Source organism: Bradyrhizobium elkanii USDA 76, assembly GCF_023278185.1.
Lineage (GTDB): Bacteria > Pseudomonadota > Alphaproteobacteria > Rhizobiales > Xanthobacteraceae > Bradyrhizobium > Bradyrhizobium elkanii.
Window position 1 is genome coordinate 1455942 of the sequence record NZ_CP066356.1, and the last position, 18768, is coordinate 1474709.

The 18768-nt window shown below is 65.4% G+C and carries 16 protein-coding genes; 13 read left to right on the forward strand and 3 right to left on the reverse strand.

Going from position 1 to position 18768, the window contains the following annotated elements; translation table 11 throughout:
- Window positions 1-7 precede the first annotated feature (7 nt).
- The 10 genes from JEY66_RS06915 to JEY66_RS06960 all read left to right on the forward strand — a co-directional run bounded on the left by JEY66_RS06915 (window position 8) and on the right by JEY66_RS06960 (window position 12797).
- Window positions 8-940: a cell envelope integrity TolA family protein gene (locus JEY66_RS06915; RefSeq protein WP_016846952.1), complete on the forward strand. Its 933-nt coding sequence runs from the start codon at window positions 8-10 to the stop codon at window positions 938-940.
- A gap of 37 nt (window positions 941-977) precedes the next feature.
- Entirely contained in the window at window positions 978-2336 is a 1359-nt protein-coding gene (gene tolB / locus JEY66_RS06920) for a Tol-Pal system beta propeller repeat protein TolB (protein ID WP_016846951.1), read from the forward strand.
- Between the two features lie 184 nt (window positions 2337-2520).
- Window positions 2521-4845, forward strand: a complete 2325-nt coding sequence (locus tag JEY66_RS06925; protein ID WP_026191807.1) for a putative bifunctional diguanylate cyclase/phosphodiesterase — start codon at window positions 2521-2523, stop codon at window positions 4843-4845.
- Window positions 4846-5020: 175 nt separating this feature from the next.
- On the forward strand, window positions 5021-5755 hold the full coding sequence (locus tag JEY66_RS06930; RefSeq protein ID WP_038376456.1) for an N-acyl amino acid synthase FeeM domain-containing protein: 735 nt from the start codon (window positions 5021-5023) through the stop codon (window positions 5753-5755).
- Between the two features lie 271 nt (window positions 5756-6026).
- Window positions 6027-6509 (forward strand): peptidoglycan-associated lipoprotein Pal, encoded by a 483-nt coding sequence (gene pal, locus JEY66_RS06935; protein WP_016846948.1) that lies wholly within the window; start codon window positions 6027-6029, stop codon window positions 6507-6509.
- A gap of 250 nt (window positions 6510-6759) precedes the next feature.
- Entirely contained in the window at window positions 6760-7782 is a 1023-nt protein-coding gene (gene ybgF, locus JEY66_RS06940; protein WP_018268752.1) for a tol-pal system protein YbgF, read from the forward strand.
- A gap of 52 nt (window positions 7783-7834) precedes the next feature.
- On the forward strand, window positions 7835-8869 hold the full coding sequence (gene tilS / locus JEY66_RS06945) for a tRNA lysidine(34) synthetase TilS (protein ID WP_018268751.1): 1035 nt from the start codon (window positions 7835-7837) through the stop codon (window positions 8867-8869).
- A gap of 259 nt (window positions 8870-9128) precedes the next feature.
- Window positions 9129-11051, forward strand: a complete 1923-nt coding sequence (ftsH, locus tag JEY66_RS06950; protein ID WP_018268750.1) for an ATP-dependent zinc metalloprotease FtsH — start codon at window positions 9129-9131, stop codon at window positions 11049-11051.
- Window positions 11052-11063: 12 nt separating this feature from the next.
- Window positions 11064-11477, forward strand: a complete 414-nt coding sequence (locus JEY66_RS06955; protein ID WP_016840831.1) for a DUF3052 family protein — start codon at window positions 11064-11066, stop codon at window positions 11475-11477.
- A gap of 120 nt (window positions 11478-11597) precedes the next feature.
- Window positions 11598-12797: an ABC transporter substrate-binding protein gene (locus JEY66_RS06960; protein ID WP_016840832.1), complete on the forward strand. Its 1200-nt coding sequence runs from the start codon at window positions 11598-11600 to the stop codon at window positions 12795-12797.
- Window positions 12798-13003: 206 nt separating this feature from the next.
- On the opposite strand, the gene JEY66_RS06965 is transcribed toward JEY66_RS06960, so the two are convergent.
- Window positions 13004-14503 carry a hypothetical protein gene (locus JEY66_RS06965; protein WP_018268749.1) on the reverse strand — a complete coding sequence of 500 codons (1500 nt, stop codon included), beginning with the start codon at window positions 14501-14503 and terminating at the stop codon, window positions 13004-13006.
- Window positions 14504-14895: 392 nt separating this feature from the next.
- Between JEY66_RS06965 and JEY66_RS06970 the strand changes: the two genes are divergently transcribed.
- Window positions 14896-15570, forward strand: a complete 675-nt coding sequence (locus JEY66_RS06970; protein WP_026191806.1) for a TetR/AcrR family transcriptional regulator — start codon at window positions 14896-14898, stop codon at window positions 15568-15570.
- A gap of 93 nt (window positions 15571-15663) precedes the next feature.
- Complete coding sequence (locus JEY66_RS06975) at window positions 15664-16092, forward strand: OsmC family protein (RefSeq protein WP_016841620.1); 429 nt, start codon at window positions 15664-15666, stop codon at window positions 16090-16092.
- A 71-nt stretch (window positions 16093-16163) separates the two neighbouring features.
- Here JEY66_RS06975 and pyk read toward each other — a convergent pair whose 3' ends face one another.
- Window positions 16164-17600 (reverse strand): pyruvate kinase, encoded by a 1437-nt coding sequence (gene pyk, locus JEY66_RS06980; protein ID WP_026191805.1) that lies wholly within the window; start codon window positions 17598-17600, stop codon window positions 16164-16166.
- A complete protein-coding gene (locus JEY66_RS06985; RefSeq protein WP_018268748.1) occupies window positions 17597-18157 on the reverse strand; it encodes a DUF1036 domain-containing protein in 561 nt (186 codons plus the stop codon). Before JEY66_RS06985 ends, pyk begins: the two co-directional genes overlap by 4 nt.
- Before the next feature lie 244 nt (window positions 18158-18401).
- Between JEY66_RS06985 and JEY66_RS06990 the strand changes: the two genes are divergently transcribed.
- Window positions 18402-18704 (forward strand): DUF1244 domain-containing protein, encoded by a 303-nt coding sequence (locus JEY66_RS06990; RefSeq protein WP_026191804.1) that lies wholly within the window; start codon window positions 18402-18404, stop codon window positions 18702-18704.
- The last annotated feature ends 64 nt before the right edge of the window (window positions 18705-18768 follow it).

Consider the following 18768-nt stretch of genomic DNA (forward strand, 5'->3'; position numbering starts at 1 on the left):
GCCTGATTTGAAGGTCAAGGTCGACAAGACTCTGGCGGCATCGATTGTCCTGCACGTCCTCGTGATCGGGTGGGGCCTCGTGTCGTGGTCGACCAAGGCGTACGTGATGCCCGAAGAGGAGTCGGTTGCCGTCGACGTGATCTCGCCCGACCAGCTCTCCCATGTCATGGCCGGTCAGAAGGACGGCAAGAAGGAAAATCCCAAGCCGCTGGTCGACAAGGTCGCCGAAGCCAAGCCGGTCGACGACACCGTCGGCAAGGTCGAGGAGAAAAAGCCCCCTGTCGTGACCGACACCGCGCCGCAGCCGGCGCCGAAGGTGGAGAAGCCGGAAGACAAGAAGCCGGATCCGCCGAAGAAGGTCGAGAACAAGCCGAAGGAAGAGCCGAAGCCGGTCGAGAAGAAGCCCGATCCGGTGAAACCCGACCCGATCGCCGAAGCGATCAAGAAGGAAGAGAAGAAGCCGCCGCCGAAGCCGGTTGCACAGGCCGCCAAGCCGCCGCCGGAGCAGAAGCCGAAGGATCGCGTGTTCGACCAGAGCAAGATCGCAGCCCTGCTCGACAAGCGTGACCCGACGCGCGCCGCGGCGACCGGCGATACGCTGAACGCAAACGCTGCGCTCGGCACGGCGAAGGGCAAGGCGGCCGACAATTCCGCGACCTGGGGCGCGATGTTCCGGCAGCAGGTCGAACGCTGCTGGAAGAAGCCTTACGGTGGAATAGAGGCACAGATGGCAGAAGCCGTGTTCTCCATCCATTTGAAGCGCGACGGCACGCTGGAAGGCATGCCGGTCGTGGTAGGAAACGCGAAGACGCCTTATCTTCGGGTGTATCAGGAGAGCGGCTTGCGCGCGATCATCGAGTGCCAGCCCTATCGATTGCCTCCAGCATTCTTTGAGGAGTGGCAGTTCTTTGAGCCGGCCTTCACCGAGAGGCAGAGCTGAAATTGCACGCTACCGTTTACGAGCATGAGTTCGAGCGATGATTGACAAGACCCGATTGCCTGAAACGCTGTTCCGTCCGAGCCGCCGGCAGATCCTGGCTGGAATGGCGTCCGCCGGCGCGATGCTGGGTGGCCTCACTGGCCCCGCATCCGCCCAGAAGCGGATCACCATCACCGAGGGCGAGTTCGCGCCGGTGCCGATCGCGATCCCGAACTTCGCCGCCGGCACGCCTGGCGATGCTGAAGTCGGCGTCGGCGTCACGCAGGTGATCACCAACAACCTGAAGCGCAGCGGATTGTTCGCGCCGATCGATCAGGCCGCCTATCTCGAGAAGCAGATCAACATCGACGCGGCGCCGAACTTCAACAACTGGAAGAGCATCAACGCGCAGGCGCTGGTGACCGGCCGCATGACACGCCAGGGCAACGGGCGCGTGAAGGCGGAATTCCGGCTCTGGGACGTCAACACCGGCCAGCAGCTCGCCGGCCAGCAGTACGACACCTCGGCCGAATACTGGCGGCGGATCGCGCACATCATCTCCGATCAGATCTACGAGCGGATGACCGGCGAGAAGGGCTATTTCGATACCCGCGTCGTGTTCGTCGACGAGAGCGGCTCGGCGGATCGCCGCGTCAAGCGCCTTGCGCTGATGGACCAGGACGGCGCCAATGTGCGCTACCTGACCCGCGGTTCGGACCTCGTGCTGACGCCGCGCTTCTCGCCGTCGACCCAGGAAATCACCTATATGGAATTCGGGCAGGGCGATCCGCGCGTCTATCTGCTCAACATCGAGACCGGCCAGCGCGAGATCGTCGGCAACTTCCCGGGCATGTCGTTCTCGCCGCGCTTCTCGCCCGACGGCCAGCGCGTCATCATGAGCCTGCAGCAGGGCGGCAACTCCAACCTGTTCGTGATGGATCTGCGCTCGAAGTCGATGACGCGGCTGACCGACACGCCGGCGATCGACACTTCGCCATCCTACGCGCCCGACGGCACGCGGCTTTGCTTCGAATCCGATCGCGGGGGCAAGCCGCAGATCTACGTGATGCCGGCTACCGGCGGCGCCGCACAGCGCATCTCGTTCGGCGACGGCACCTATTCGACGCCGGTATGGTCGCCGCGCGGCGACTACATCGCCTTCACCAAGCAGGGCGGCGGGCAGTTCGCGATCGGCATCATGAAACCCGACGGCTCGGGCGAGCGCATCCTGACCTCGGGCTTCCATAACGAAGGCCCGACCTTTGCCCCGAACGGGCGCGTCTTGATGTTCTTCCGCGATCCCGGCGGCAACAGCGGCCCGTCGCTGTTCACCATCGACGTCTCCGGGCGCAACGAGCTGCGGGTGCCGACCCCGGGCTTTGCCTCCGACCCAGCCTGGTCGCCGCTGTTGTCGTGAGCTGGGCGCAGAGCTGCTCCGGGAACCCCGGCGGCGATCGCAGCTTCTCACCTAGCGCACTGAATTTCATGGTGAATTCCGGCCGTCGTCTGGGCGCGGCAAGGACTTGCTAACGATGTTCGCTCAGAAAGACTTCACCTGCGATCAGTAAGAGTGCGAGCTGAAAAGGACGCGCGCTCTCACAATGCAGTTTGCAAGTCAGACGGGTGAACCGGACCGGTCGATGTCGCCGACGATTTCGGCGGCGCTGGTCGATTCCCTGTTCATGAACCCCGCGCCCATGATCTTCGGCGCCTTCGGCCCCGCCATTGCGGGCGCCGTGATTGCGGCTGTCACGAGCAATCTGTTGTGCTGGCTGTGCGTGCCGCTGTTCATCGTGGTCGGGCTGGCGCGCGCGCTGCAGATGTACCGCTACCAGCAGCGCAATTCCCGGCTCACCGTCGAAGAGTCCGTGACCTGGGAGAAGCGCTACCGGATCGGCACCATCGCCTACGGCATTTCGCTCGGCATCTGGGGCGTTACCGTGCTGCTCACGACCAGGGATGCCGCCGCGCACATGCTCTGCGTGACCACGGTGGTCGCCTACACCTCGGCGGGGGTAGGGCGGACCTTCGGCCGGCCGCAGATCTTCCACCTGCATCTGTTGATGTCGATCGGTCCCTTGATCCTGACGCTGATGTATGTCGGCGGCCCCTATCACATCGCCCTCGCGCTGCTCAGCCTGGTGTTCTTCAGCGCCATCCGGCACCTGACCTCCAGCCTGCAGCGCATCTACGTCAACGCCTGGATCGCCAAGGAGCGCGAGGCCGCGCTGGCGGGCCAGTTCGATACCGCGCTGAACAACATGCCGCACGGCCTGTGCATGTTCAGCGCCGACGGCCGCGTTGCGGTGATGAACCACCGCTTCATCGAGATGATGCAGCTGTCGGACGATTACGTGCAGCGCGGCGCCAGTGCCACCGACATCTGCAACGCCTGCGTCCTGTCCGGCTCGATCTCGGCCGCGGCCGCGCAGCAGATTCTCTACGAGATCGAGAGCTCGCAGCGCGGCGATATCGTCACCAGCGACCCCGATCCCACCAAGAACCGCTCGCTGGACTGGACCTTCCAGCCGATGGCCGGCGGCGGCACGGTGGTGCTGGTCGAGGACATCACCGAGCGCAAGGACGCCGAGGCCCGGATCAGCCACCTCGCGCGCTACGACGAGCTGACCGCGCTGCCCAACCGCGTCAATTTCCGCGACGAGATCGGCCGGCTGCTCGCCATGCAGCACGGCGATCATCGTTCCGCATTGCTGTTCGTCGACCTCGACCAGTTCAAGCAGGTCAACGATACGCTCGGTCATCCCTGCGGCGACCAGCTGCTCTGCGCGGTCGCCGAGCGGCTGCGTGAGATGCTGCGGCCGGAGGATTTCGTGGCGCGGTTCGGCGGCGACGAGTTCGTGGTGTTCCAGCAGAACATCCACTCGCATGAGGACGCCGCCGCGCTGGCGCGGCGCATCGTCGACCGCCTCAGCGAGCGCTACAAGATCGACAACCACCTGGTCGAGATCGGCGCCAGCGTCGGCATCGCGATGACCGCGCCCGGCGTCGGCGCCGACACGCTGCTGAAGAACGCCGACATGGCGCTCTACCGCGCCAAGGCCGACGGCCGCGGCACCTTCTGCTTCTTCCGCGACGAGATGGCGCAAACCGTCGAGGCCCGCCGCATCCTCGAGCTCGACCTGCGCAAGGCGCTCGCCAACGAGGAATTCGAGCTGTTCTACCAGCCGCTGATCAACCTGAAGTCCGGCAAGGTGAGCACCTGCGAGGCGCTGTTGCGCTGGAACCATCCGGCGCGCGGCACGGTCTCTCCGGTCGACATCATTCCGGTCGCCGAGGACATGGGCCTGATCGTCGATCTTGGCCGCTGGATCCTGCGCAAGGCCTGCATGGAATGCATGAAGTGGCCCGAGGCGGTCAGCGTCGCGGTCAACTTCTCGCCGCAGCAGTTCCACCAGCGCGACGTCTTGAGCGAGGTTCGCTACGCGCTCGAGGTCTCCGGCCTGCCGGCGCACCGTCTCGAGATCGAGATCACCGAATCCTCGCTGCTGCACAACACCGAGCTGACCCACGATGTGCTGTCCCAGCTGCGCTCGCTCGGCGTGCGGATCTCGCTGGACGATTTCGGCACCGGCTACTCGTCGCTCAGCTACCTGCACAATTTCCCGCTGCAGAAGGTCAAGATCGACCGCTCCTTCCTCGAGGGCATCGACAGCGACCGTCCGCTGACGCTGCTGCGCGGGGTGGCGCGGCTGTCGGCGGATCTCGGCATGTCGGTCGTGGTCGAGGGTATCGAGACCAATGAACAGCTCGAACTGATCAGTGCCGATGGCGCGGTGACCGAAGCACAGGGATACCTGTTCAGCCGGCCGGTTCCCTCCGTCCGCATCCGCCAGCTGCTCAATGCCTCGCACGGCCGGCGGACCGACGAGCAACTGCACGTGGTTCCCTCGCGCTCGATCGCTTAAGCCCGGCGCAATACCCTCAATCGATAGTTGTGAGGGCCTTCGGCTGCACCATTCGTAGTGTGCCCCTTGCGGCGAGAGATTAACTGTATTGCCTCGATTGCTTTGACGGAAATTAAGAAGCTGTTAATCTTTTGGCTCGCGCGTTGAAGTTGTTGAGTTGTTCAAGGAGTACCAAATGAGGTCCGCGGCCGAAGCCATCAAGCCCGCGACAGGAAGGCTTGCGGACCCTCTGGATCAAGTCGACTACCGCCTCGCTCAGACCCCGGAACAGAAAGACGAGATCTACCGGCTTCGCTATCGCGCCTATCTGCGCGAAGGCGCGATCCGGCCCTCGGCGGACGAGCGGGTCGTCGACCGGTTCGATGATGCGCCGAATGCCTGGGTGTTCGGTGTCTATCTGCAAGGCGAACTCTGCAGCTCGATCCGCATCACCGTGGTGACGCCGGAATGGCGCACCTCGCCGACGCTCGAGGTGTTCGGCGACGTGCTGCTGCCGAAGCTTGATCAGGGTCTGGTCTTCATCGACTCGACGCGCTTCGTCGCTGATCCCGACAAGGCCCGGAACACTCCGGAACTGCCCTACGTCACGGTGCGCCTCGGCTCGACCGCGGGCGTGCATTTCAATGCCGATTACGGCCTGGCGCCGGTTCGGCCCGAGCACATGGCGTTCTACCGCCGCGTGTTCCTGCACGAGACCTGGTCGGAGCCGCGGCTCTATCCCGGGCTGGTGAAGCCGGTCGGCTTGATGGCGTCGCATCTGCCGACGGTGCGGGAACGCGTGCTGGCCCGCTATCCGTTCCTGCGCTCGAGCGCCTTCGAGCGGCGAATGCTGTTCGACCGCGAAGGCCAGTTGCAGCCCGATGGCGTCGTGCAGCCGTTCGAGCGCGCGTCGATCGTGCCGAATCCCTGAGGGAATCGGCATTCTTATCGAGTCAGCGTCGATCGACTGTTGCGCGCAGGCCAAATTGTCCTGCAAAAGCGGCCGGTTCCCGCGAACCTTGCCTTCCCTTCACCATCGCGCCACATTTGCCACCCATTAACCATCGGGGGCGCTTTTCGCCATTGCCTGGCATTTGATGGGGTTCAGCAAGGTCTCGTCAAGGTTGACGGAACGTTCGCTTAACCATCGCCCTGTAGACCGATTGGGTAGTACGAAGAGCGCGAGCGTGGAGGCTCCGGGAATGAATTATCTCCAGGGTATGAAGCTGGTTGCGGTTCTGGCGGTGGCGCTGTCGATGGGTGCCTGCGCCAACAAGAACCCGTTGGACGCCAATGGCGCGATTGGGGGCGCCGCGACCCCGGGCAGTCAGCAGGATTTCGTGGTCAATGTCGGCGACCGCGTGTTCTTTGAGAGCGATCAGACCGATCTGAGCCCGCAGGCGACGGCGACCCTCGACAAGCAGGCGCAGTGGCTGCAGACCTATAACCGTTACTCGTTCACCATCGAAGGTCATGCCGACGAGCGCGGCACCCGCGAATACAACATCGCGCTCGGTGCCCGCCGTGCCCAGTCGGTCCGCGCCTATCTCGCCTCGCGCGGCATCGATCCGAGCCGCATGCGCACCATTTCCTACGGCAAGGAGCGTCCGGTCGCGGTCTGTAACGACATCTCCTGCTGGTCGCAGAATCGTCGCGCCGTCACCGTGCTGAACGCCAGCTCCTGACGCGATCCGAGATAACTGCTTTCAAGCCGGCGCCTTCGGGCGCCGGTTTTGTTTTGGCCGCGTGAAAGCCCGGCCTGCCGTCATCAAGATGAACAAAGTTGCGCGCAATTGGCCGCTTGCTTGTTCCAGCGTCCGTACTAAACCGGTATCCCGCGACGCTGACCCGGATTTGAACTGCCAGTCACAATTCTGGCGTACTCCGTCTTTCAATGTCGCTCGCTTTTCACGTCGATCTCGTCGTCAGGGCAAAATGTCATCCAGGATTCATTTTCTTTCTTCCGCCGCGGCGATCGCGGCGCTGTTCGCCGTTTCCGCGCCAGTGTTTGCCCAATCCGACGATTCCGATGCCGAAATGCGGATCGAGCGGCTCGAGAACCAGCTGCGGCAGCTGACCGGCCAGAACGAGGAACTGCAATACCGCAACCGTCAGCTCGAGGAGCGCTTGCGCCAGCTTGGCGGCCAGCCGCCCGGCCCTGGCGGACAGGCCCCAGCGGTGCAGCCCGGTGTTGCGGCGGTGCCGCCGGCGCAGCAACCGCAGACCTACCCGCAAGCGCAGCCGGGCTACGCCCAACCCCAGCCGCAGCAAGGATATGGCCGGCAGCCGCAGGGCGGCTATGACCAGCAGCAGATCGCGCCGATCGCGCAGGAGCCGGCGCCGGCGACCGCTTCCGGCCGCCGCGGTCGCGGCGATGCCTTCGATCCGACCCAGAACCCGAACGCCCCTGGCGCCCCGCGCGTGCTCGGTGGCGGCGGCCAGATGCCGGTGCAGAGCAATGCGGCGGTCGGTGCCCCCGGCGGCCGCGGGGCGGGCGAGCCGCTCGATCTCGGCAACACCAGCCCGCAGCGTGCCCCCGGCGCGAGTGCGGCCCTGACCACATTGCCGCCGTCGGCTACGCCGAAGGATGAGTTCGACCTCGGCATCGGCTACATGCAGCGCAAGGACTATGCGCTCGCCGAAGAGACGATGAAGAACTTTGCGGTGAAATATCCGAGCGATCCGCTGGTCGCGGACTCGCAATACTGGCTCGGCGAAAGCTATTTCCAGCGCCAGCAATATCGCGACGCTGCGGAAACCTTCCTCGGCGTGACCACCAAGTTCGACAAGTCCGCGAAGGCGCCCGACGCGTTGCTGCGGCTCGGCCAGTCGTTGGCGGCGCTGAAGGAAAAGGAAGCCGCATGCGCTGCGTTCGGCGAGATCTCGCGGAAGTACCCGCGCGCGTCCGGCGGGGTCAAGGCTGCGGTTGACCGCGAGCAGAAGCGCGTGAAGTGCTAAACCAGATGCGGGAAGGCCGCTTCCGGCCTCTCCGCCAGCAGCTGGTTTTGCGATGCCCGACGATCAATCCGCCATCCCGGCAAGGGACGCCAAGCGCCTGTTCGCAGGCCTTGCGGGCGCGCCGGCGATCCTGCTCGCGGTGTCCGGCGGTCCCGATTCAGTCGCGCTGATGTGGCTGGCCGCACGCTGGCGCCGCGCGCTCGCGCAGGGCCCGCGGCTGGTGGCGGTCACCGTCGATCACGGCCTGCGTCCTGAAGCGGCTCGCGAGGCGCGCGACGTCAAGCGGCTGGCGCGAAGTCTCGACCTGCCGCATCACACGTTGCGCTGGACCGGACCAAAGCCTGGAACGGGCGTGCCGGCGGCCGCGCGCGCGGCCCGCTATCGCCTGCTCGCGCAGGCCGCACGCAAGCATGGCGCCACGCATATCTTGACCGCGCACACCCGTGACGATCAGGCCGAGACGCTGTTGATGCGGATGCTGCGCGGCAGCGGCGTTGCGGGCCTCTCGGCAATGGCGCGCGAGACCGAGCGCGACGGCGTCTTGCTGACACGGCCGTTGCTCGACGTCTCCAAGGCGCAGCTGATCGCGACGCTGAAGAAGGCGCGCATCGGCTTTGCCGACGATCCGACCAACCGCGATCGATCCTTCACGCGTCCGCGGCTCCGTGCGCTGATGCCGATGCTGGCGGCGGAGGGCGGCGACACGCGGAACCTGGCGCGGCTTGCCGCAAGGATCGCGCGCGCCAACGCCGCCCTGGAACTGCTGGTCGACGGCGCCGAGCACTATCTTGCGTTGAAAAGCGAGGATAATTCCGGCGCGGGCTTCGACGCTGCGCTGTTCGCGGTGATGCCCGAGGAGATCCGCGTCCGTCTGCTCAAGCGCGCCATCGACCGCGTCGGACATGAGGGGCCGGCCGAACTCGGCAAGGTCGAAACCCTGCTCGCCGCGATGGACGAGGCCTTGGTCGGGACTTTGGGACAACGCGAATCCAAGCTGAAACAGACCCTTGCCGGAGCGGTCATCAGCGTCGCCGCTGGCCGTATCAGGATCGGCCCGGCGCCACCCCGCCGGGCGCGCTCCCGCTGAGCCGGGTTCGATTGTTTCAATCGCTGTCATAATCCGGCAAGGAGGCTTAACCACCCCGGAAAAACACCGGATTCAGCGCCATTTTTTGACCGGGAATCGCGCTAGGATGCGGTAAATAGTCGTGCGTGGTTCCCTTGGCATCGACCCCAGCGGCACCTAGATTGTAAGGCATCGACGGGATGGATTCCCTGGGGATTCCCACAGAGCCTGCCCAAGGATTAGAGAGAGGCCGCGATCCGCGCGACCACGAAGGAAGACCATGAACGCCAATCTGCGGAATTTCGCCCTCTGGGTCATCATTGTCCTGCTGTTGCTGGCGTTGTTCACGCTTTTCCAGAATCCCGGCCAGCGCTCGTCGTCCTCGGACATCTCGTTCTCGCAGCTTCTCACTGAGGTCGATCAGGGCCATGTCCGCGACGTCGTGATCCAGGGGCCTGAGATTCACGGCACGTTCAACAACGGCACGAGCTTCCAGACCTACGCGCCGAGCGATCCGTCGCTGGTGAAGCGCCTCTACGACGCCAAGGTGCAGATCACCGCGAAGGCGCCCGGCGACAACGTGCCGTGGTTCGTTTCGCTGCTCGTCTCCTGGTTGCCGTTCATCGCGCTGATCGGCGTGTGGATCTTCCTGTCGCGGCAGATGCAGGGCGGCGCCGGCAAGGCGATGGGCTTTGGCAAGTCGCGCGCCAAGATGCTGACCGAGGCGCATGGCCGCGTCACCTTCGAGGACGTCGCGGGTGTCGACGAGGCCAAGCAGGATCTGCAGGAGATCGTCGAATTCCTCCGCGACCCCGGCAAATTCCAGCGGCTCGGCGGCCGGATTCCGCGCGGCGTGCTGCTGGTCGGCCCTCCCGGCACCGGCAAGACGCTGATCGCGCGCGCGGTCGCGGGCGAAGCCAACGTGCCGTTCTTCACCATCTCCGGTTCTGACTTCGTCGAGATGTTCGTCGGCGTCGGCGCGAGCCGCGTCCGCGACATGTTCGAGCAGGCCAAGAAGAACGCGCCCTGCATCATCTTCATCGACGAAATCGACGCGGTCGGCCGTCATCGCGGCGCCGGCCTCGGCGGCGGCAACGACGAGCGCGAGCAGACGCTGAACCAGCTGCTGGTCGAGATGGACGGCTTCGAGGCCAATGAGGGCGTGATCCTGATCGCGGCGACCAACCGTCCCGACGTGCTTGATCCCGCGCTGCTGCGTCCCGGCCGCTTCGACCGCCAGGTCGTGGTGCCGAACCCGGACGTCGTCGGCCGCGAGCAGATCCTCAAGGTCCACGTCCGCAAGGTGCCGCTGGCGCCGGATATCAACCTCAAGACCATCGCGCGCGGCACCCCGGGCTTCTCGGGCGCCGACCTGATGAACCTCGTCAACGAGGCTGCGCTGACCGCCGCCCGCCGCAACAAGCGGATGGTGACGCAGGCCGAGTTCGAAGAGGCCAAGGACAAGGTGATGATGGGCGCCGAGCGCAAGTCGCTCGTGATGACCGAGGAAGAGAAGTTGCTGACGGCCTATCACGAGGGCGGCCACGCCATCGTCGGCCTCAACGTCGTCGCGACCGATCCGATCCACAAGGCGACCATCATTCCGCGCGGCCGTGCGCTGGGCATGGTGATGCAGCTGCCGGAGCGCGACAAGCTGTCGATGTCGCTCGAGCAGATGACCTCGCGCCTTGCCATCATGATGGGTGGCCGCGTCGCCGAAGAGCTGATCTTCGGCCGCGAGAAGGTGACCTCGGGCGCGGCCTCCGACATCGAGCAGGCGACCCGCCTTGCCCGCATGATGGTGACGCGCTGGGGCCTCTCGGAAGAGCTCGGCACCGTCTCCTATGGCGAGAACCAGGACGAGGTGTTCCTCGGCATGTCGGTCTCGCGCACGCAGAACGCGTCCGAGGCGACCGTCCAGAAGATCGACTCCGAGATCAGGCGTCTGGTCGAGGAAGGCTACAACGAGGCGACCAAGATCCTCACCGAGAAGCGCGAGGACCTCGAGGCGCTCGCCAAGGGCCTGCTCGAGTTCGAGACGCTGACCGGCGACGAGATCATCGACCTCTTGAAGGGCAAGAAGCCCAACCGCGAGTCGGTGCTGGAGCCGTCGACGCCGCGCGCCTCTGCCGTGCCGCCGGCCGGCAAGCCGCGCCCGCGTCCCGATCCGGACACCGGCATGGAGCCGCAGCCGCAGGCATAAGCCTCGCCCGCCATGGCCGGCAGGTCCGGCAAACCAGTTGTGCAAAAGCTCGGCCTCAAGCCGGGCTTTTGTATTTTTGTCGACGGACTGTCCGTTCCCTACGACGATGTTGTCGGCGAACTGCCCGCCGATGTGCTGGTGGCGAAGATCGCACGGGCACCGCTCGATGCCGTGCACCTGTTCACCGCCAAGGCCGAGGGGCTTGCGGCCAAGCTGCGGTGTTACCGTCAGGCGATCGCCCCTGACGGCATGATCTGGGTGTCGTGGCCGAAGGCAAGTTCGGTCGTCGCGACCGACCTTACGGAGAGACAGGTCCGCGAAACCGGGCTCGCGAACGGCCTCGTCGACGTCAAGGTCTGTGCGGTCGATGACGTCTGGTCGGGACTGAAATTCGTGATCCCGGTCAAGGACCGCGGCAAGCGCTGAGATCGCGCCTTTCGAATATCCTTGGCTCCCGCTGCGGCGCCGTGGCATCCTCGCGACAAGCCGTCAAACGGCACGGCCGCGTTGTCTGAGGGCGCGGCAAGAAAAGGGGAGGGGAGGCCGATGCGCAAGGCATTCGGCGCGCTTGGCGCCATTTCGTTCCTGCTGCTGCCCACGTCCTCCAGCGCCGCCGAGATGCGCGGCGTCACATCAACCGAAATCAGGATCGGCCAGACCATGCCCTATAGCGGGCCGGTGTCGGCGTTCGGCGCACTCGGCAAGGGCGAAGCCGGCTATTTCAGGATGCTGAACGAGCGCGGCGGCATCAATGGCCGCAAGATCAACTTCATCTCGCTGGACGATTCCTACGCGCCGCCGAAGACGGTGGAGCAGACGCGCCGCCTCGTCGAGAGCGACGAGGTCGCGCTGATCTTCTCCTCGATCGGCACCGCGCACAACACCGCGATCGCAAAGTACCTGCAGGGCAAGAACATCCCGCAGCTGTTCCTGGCCTCCGGCGCCTCGAAATTCGGCGACATCGCGCAATTCCCGCAGGCGACGATGGGCGTGCAGGCGCCGTTCCGCTACGAGGCACGGCTGTATGCGCGTTATGCGCTGGCGAAGAATCCGAATGCTAGGTTCGCCGTCATCTCGCAGAACGACGACTACGGCCGCGACTATCTCGCGGGCCTCAAGGACGTCCTCGGCGAGAAGTATGAGTCTCTGGTTACCGTTGCGACCTATGAGATCACGGACCCGACGATCGACTCCCAGATCGTCAAGCTGAAGGCCACCAATGCCGACGTCTTGGTGATCGCGGCGACGCCGAAATTCGCGGCGCAGTCGATCCGCAAGGCCTTTGAGATCGGCTGGCGGCCGATGACCTTCCTGTCCAACACCGCGGTGTGGATCTCGACCGTGATGCAGCCGGCCGGCCTCGAAGCCGGCACCGGCATCATCTCCACGGCCTATGTGAAGGACCCGGACGATCCGGCCTGGAGCGACGATCCGGGCATGAAGGGCTGGCGCGAGTTCATGACCAGATACGTGCCCGAAGGCGACCAGCACGACACCAATTACGTCAACGCCTACAACAGCGCGATGGCGCTGGAGGCGGTGCTGAAAGCCTGCGGCGACGATCTCTCGACCGAGAACATCCTGCGTCAGGCATTCGCGATCAAGGGCCTGGAATTGCCGATGCTGCTGCCGGGCATCAAGGTCAACACCTCACCGGCCGACCACGTGCCGGTCGATCAGATGCAACTGATGCGCTTCAACGGCAAGACCTGGGATCGCTTCGGCGAGCTCCAGACCGGGAATTGAGGACGGGGCTGATCGCGGTTGAACTGTGAGCGCCGGGGATCAAACCCGTCATCCTGAGGAGCCGCGCAGCGGCGTCTCGAAGGATCGACGGCCCGACTGGTGGCCGATTCATCCTTCGAGGCTCGCCCAGCGGCGCAATTGCGCCGCAAGGCTCGCACCTCAGGATGACGGGACGACGATGCGATTTTGGGCTTATGCAGCGTCGGTTAGTTCGTGCTCTGACCCGCCGCCGCGCCGGCCTTGGTCTCGTCCGAGCGCACATGGATCACGGCGATGTCGTCCTTGTACAGCCGCTTCCAGCCCTTCAGATGATCCAGTGCGTTGCCGGCCGGCGAGTCCGAGCTCAGCAGCGTGGCATCGATCCGGTATTTGTCGAGCAGGCCCAGCAGCTGGCCGACGTCGCGGGCATCGAGCGCATCGTAATAGTCGAGCACGAATTGCTCGCCATAGAGCTCGGCGCGGCCGTCGATGAACACCTTCATGTCGCGGCTCACCATGTAGCCGCCGAACGGCGCCGTGCTGAACACGCGCTGCGCCTTGTGCTGCTGCAGCACATCGACCGCGGCAACGGGCGAGAACATCGGCAGGAATTTGAACTGATGCTGCGCGACGAACATCGCCGTCGTCACCCACGCGCCGATCACCATCGCGATCACAGCCAGCATCGTGACGACGGGGAATGCGCGCGTTTCTCCGAAGCGGGCGGCGGCGGCGCCTGTGGTTGCCCATTGCTCGGCGATCGGCTTGGCGAGCACCAGCGGTGCGATGAACGCGAACACCTCGATGTTGCGGACATGGCTCAGCGCCATCCAGATCAGCCCGAGCAGCAGCAGGATCCGCGGCACCGACAGCGTCAGCCTGCGATAGCAGATCAGGCCGATCAGGCCGAGCAGCGTGGCTTCGAAGAAGCTGGGCTTGCTGAAATCCGCCGGCTTCCATTCCCCGATCAGCGTCAGCAACTTGCCGAGGCTGAGGATCTTGGTCGCGCCCAGCAGGCTATTCCAGCCATAGGGCGTCACGCAGCTCGCGGCCAGTGCCGCGAGGCCGAACAGGCCCCATCGCACGACAAGCTGACGGCGGCGGCCGGGCCCCGCATTCCACACGGCCTCCAGTCCGATCGGTCCGATCAGCGCCAGGCCGAGAACGAAGCCGCCGTGCAGATTGGCCCACAGCGTCATCAGCGGCAGCAGCCACCATGACGGTGAGGTGCGGCGATCCGCGGCCGCGAGCAGGCCGCCGATGAACGCCAGCAGCACCGGCAGCGCCAGCACATGCGGCCGCGCCAGAAAATGGATCGTCGACAACAGCAGCGCCAGCGCCGCGATCAGGAGCGCGCGGGCCGGATCGAAATACGGGCTCAACAGATGCAGGAAGATCGCGACCGTCGCGCCGATCGCCATCGACGACAGGATCACCGGTCCGGCCCAATCGCCGCCGTAGACGAGCGCGTACATCACCTGCGACAGCCACGAGCTCGAGATCCAGGGCTCGCCGAAACGGGTGAACGAGAACACGTCCGATGTCGGCATCGCGCCGTGTTCGAGAATCCATTGTCCGACCCTGATCTGCCACATCGTGTCGGAATCGCGCAGCAGGATTTCGCCGGCCGAGAGATAAAACAGATAGGCGCCCACGGCGGCGCACAGCGGCACCAGTCCTCGCGCCGCGCTACGGCTGCTCACGCTGCTGGTGATGGAGAGTGACATGCGCTTTCTTGCTTGTTGCCGGGGCATCCAGAGCCAACGCCACGCGTGACGCCAGCGCGCACTCGACCACGGCTTCCGATAAATTCGGGTAAATGCCGCAGCGATATCGCGCGCATGCGCAAGATCGGATGTCTCGATTTCGAGCGATCACCTTAGCCGGCGATTTACCATCGCGGTCCTGATCCGGTTCGGGAGGCGGCCGGAGCGCCGCCGGCTCAATCAGAGGTGGTACCAGAGGTTGCAAAAAATCCTTACAATTCCAGCTTGTCATTCAGTCTGAATAGTTGTTCACTTCTTCAGACGATTGCGGGATCAATCGTTCAAAACGTTGAAGACTCGTGTGTTCTGCCGGTGGGCGCCGGCCGGGGCGCACGGCGGGGGGACGGAACGCCATGGTTTACCGGCGAACTCATCAGGTCGTGAAACGGCTGGCCGCGCGGCGCAGCGCCATCCTGTCGGCTGCGCGGGACGCGGCGGCGGCGGGCGGCATGGCGGCGGTCCAGATCGCACCCGTCGCGGTGCGGGCCAATGTCGCCGCCGGAACGGTCTACCGCTATTTTCCGTCGAAGGCCGAGTTGATCTCGGAACTGATCACGGAAGTCTCGCGCGACGAGCTCACGGCGATCCGGCGCGCCGCCGATGCCGCGCCAGGGCCGTCATCGGCGCTCGCCGCCGCGGTGACGACGATTGCGGTTCACGTGCTGTCGCAACGCAAGCTCGCCTGGGGCATTTTAGCCGAGCCGGTCGACGTCGACGTCACCGCCTCGCGCCTTGCCAGCCGCCGCGATATTTCCGGCGAGCTGGCCATGCGCATCGATGCCGCCGTGCGCGCCGGCCATCTGCCGGCGCAGGATACGGCGCTGGCCGCCACCGCCTTGCTCGGCGCGCTGCACGAGGCGCTGGTCGGCCCGCTGGCGCCGGCCAATCTCGACGATCCGATCAAGCTGCGTGACGCGGTGCAGACCGTGACGCTGCTCGCGCTGCGCGCGGTCGGTGTGATGGACGCACGCGCGCGTGGCCTCGTGGTGCAGGCAACGACTCCGGCCAAGGCGCTGGTCGGCGCCTGAGGCCAAGGTGAGGTCAAGGCGCGCGAAGAACACTTCTGTCGCAATGGCGTTGTAGGTTTCGGGGCTGGGCTCAACCACCTCACGGAGCAACCCATGACGACGACCCATGGCTCGGCCAAATGGCAGGGCGGCATCAAGGACGGCAAGGGCGCGATCTCGACCAAGAGCGGCGCGCTCTCGGATTACCCCTACGGCTTCGCCAGCCGCTTCGAGGGCAAACCGGGTTCGAACCCGGAGGAGCTGATCGGCGCGGCGCATGCCGCCTGCTTCACGATGGCGCTGTCGCTGATCCTGGGCGAAGCCAAGCTCACGGCGGAGCATATGGAGACCAAGGCCGATGTGACCCTGGAGAAGGTCGCCGACGGCTTTGCCATCACCGCGGTGCACTTGACGCTGTCGGCGAAGATCCCGGGCGCCGACAACGCGACGTTCCAGGAACTGGCCGGCAAGGCGAAGGCCGGATGTCCGGTGTCGAAGCTGCTCAACACCAAGATCACGCTCGACGCGTCGTTGCAGGGCTGATCGCCGCGCGATGGGTTCGCGCGTTTTCGAGCGAAGTGGGCACGCGTGAAGAAGACGCGTCAAACAGGAATCTAGAGCTGCGCGTCGCCCCTCGGGCCGACCGAGGCGATGCGCAGCATGTTGGTGGTGCCGGGCGCGCGCAGCGGCACGCCGGCAACGATGATGACGCGCTGGCCGGCCTTGGCAAAACCGTCGCGGAACGCAATCGAGCCGGCGCGGTCGACCATGTCGTCGAGATCGTGCGCGTCCTCGGCGACCACGCAGTGCACGCCCCACACCACCGACAGCTTTCGGCCGGTGACGAGGTTCGGCGTGATCGCAACCACCGGCACCTTCGGGCGCTCGCGCGCCACTCGGATCGCGGTCGAGCCTGACGACGTCCAGCAGATGATCGCCGACAGGTCGAGCGTCTCGGCGATCTGCCGCGCGGCGTCGGCAATGGCGTCACCCACCGTCGCTTCAGGATCGACGCGCTGCGCGTTGATCACGTTGCGATAGGTCGGGTCGCGCTCCACTTCCTCGCCGATGCGGTTCATGGTCGAGACCGCCTCCACCGGGAATTTGCCGGCGGCGGATTCCGCCGACAGCATGATGGCGTCGGCGCCTTCGTAGACGGCGGTGGCGACGTCGGAGACTTCGGCGCGCGTCGGCACCGGCGCCTGGATCATCGATTCCAGCATCTGGGTCGCGACCACCACCGGCCTGCCGGCGCGGCGCGCCATCCGGATCATCTGCTTCTGCAGGCTCGGCACCCGCTCCAGCGGCAGTTCGACGCCGAGATCGCCGCGGGCCACCATCAGCGCGTCCGATGCTTCGATGATGTCGGCGAGACGGTCGATCGCCTGCGGCTTCTCGATCTTGGCCATCACGGCGGCGCGGCCGCGGATCATCTTCTTGGCCTCGATCACGTCCTCGGCGCGCTGCACGAAGGACAGCGCGACCCAGTCGATCCCCTCCGGCAGCGCGGCTTCCAGGTCGGCGCGGTCCTTTGCGGTCATCGCCGACACCGGCAGATCGGTATCGGGCAGGCTGACGCCCTTGCGGTCCGACATCTTGCCGCCGATCACGACGCGCGTGACCGCGCGCTCGGGCGAGGTTTCCTCGGCGATCAGCCGCACCTTGCCGTCGTCGAGCAACAGCGCATGGCCCGGGCGGAGCGCGGCAAGGATCTCCGGATGCGGAAGCTGGACGCGGCTGTTGTCGCCCGGCGTCTTGTCGGAATCCAGAATGAAGCTCTGGCCGTTCTTGAGCTGGGTCGCGCCTTCCGCGAACGCGCCAACCCGCAGCTTCGGTCCTTGCAGGTCGACCAGGATGCCGATCGGCCGGCCGTAGCTCGATTCGACATTGCGGATGGTCTTGACCAGCTCCCGCATCTTGTCATGCGGGGTATGGCTCATGTTGATGCGGAAGACGTCGGCGCCCGCCTCGAACAGCTTGCGGATCATCGCGCTGTCTGAGGAGGCCGGGCCGAGTGTTGCGAGGATCTTGATTCGACGCAGTCGTCTCATTGTTTGCTTCCGGGTGGTGCGGCTGGCGGCAGACCAGACGCGCCCGGAGGCGCTGCGCCCGGCGGCGGGTTGGGCAGGCCCGGCATCGCCCCGGGACTTCCTGGACCCACGCCGCCCGGCATTCCCGGTACTTTCTGCGGCTGTTGTTCGTTGGCTTCGGTCAGCTGGACGGTCCATGCACGCTGCTCGCCGGTGTCGACCTCGAAGAAGCCGGTGCGGTCAAACCCGCGCGCCAGGCAATTTTCGGTGCCCTTGATGGTGAATTCCTTGTCGCGCGAGCACATGAAGGCCTGGCCGGACCATTCGCCGCCGCGATCATAGTCGAGAGCGTAGATGTAGTAGTAGCGCGCCACAAGGTTGCCGCGCAGCAAGGTCTCGCAGGTGCGCGACGACACGTTCCACCAGCCCTCGGTGGTCCAGCCCTCGGCGTCCTTGTAGCCGAGCGCGATGCCGACGCGGCTCGAGGTGTTGTTGCAGAGCCGGAAATCGGCGGCCGCCGGACTCGTCCACAGGCAGGCCGCGACAAGCGCCAGCACCGACAGGAGGCCGGCCAACATCAGGCGGATATTGCGGGGAGCTGAGGCGAGGGAATCTGTTGGGCTCATGCAGCGAAGCTATATCAAATCATGGACGATTTCGCGTGCCCGGCCGGCACTGTCAACGGGCGGGCGCCCGTCTGCGACGCTGTCGGACCTTGGCCGGGGAGGCCGGACCGGTCCGTTTTGCGCGCCGATATGGCAAAATCTGTGACAATTCCCACCTGATATCAATATGGTGAGCGCGACACACGGGATCACGATCATGAGCATTGACGACAAAACCAGAACGGAACTCGAGGCCGCGGTCTTCCGGCGTCTCGTCAGTCACCTGCGCAACCGCACCGATGTGCAAAACATCGATCTGATGAACCTCGCCGGCTTCTGCCGCAACTGCCTGTCCAACTGGATGAAGGAAGAGGCCGACGCCAAGGGCCTTGCCGTGAGCAAGGACGAGAGCCGTGAGGCGGTCTACGGCATGCCGTATGAGGAATGGAAGGCGAAGCATCAGGGCAGCGCGACGCCGGAGCAGCTCGCGGCGATGAAGAAGGCCCAAAGCGGGCATTGAACCTCAGCCTGTGTGACGTCAGTTCCGCGGCCGTCCGCATCTCCTGTGGGCGCGCTGTGGATGA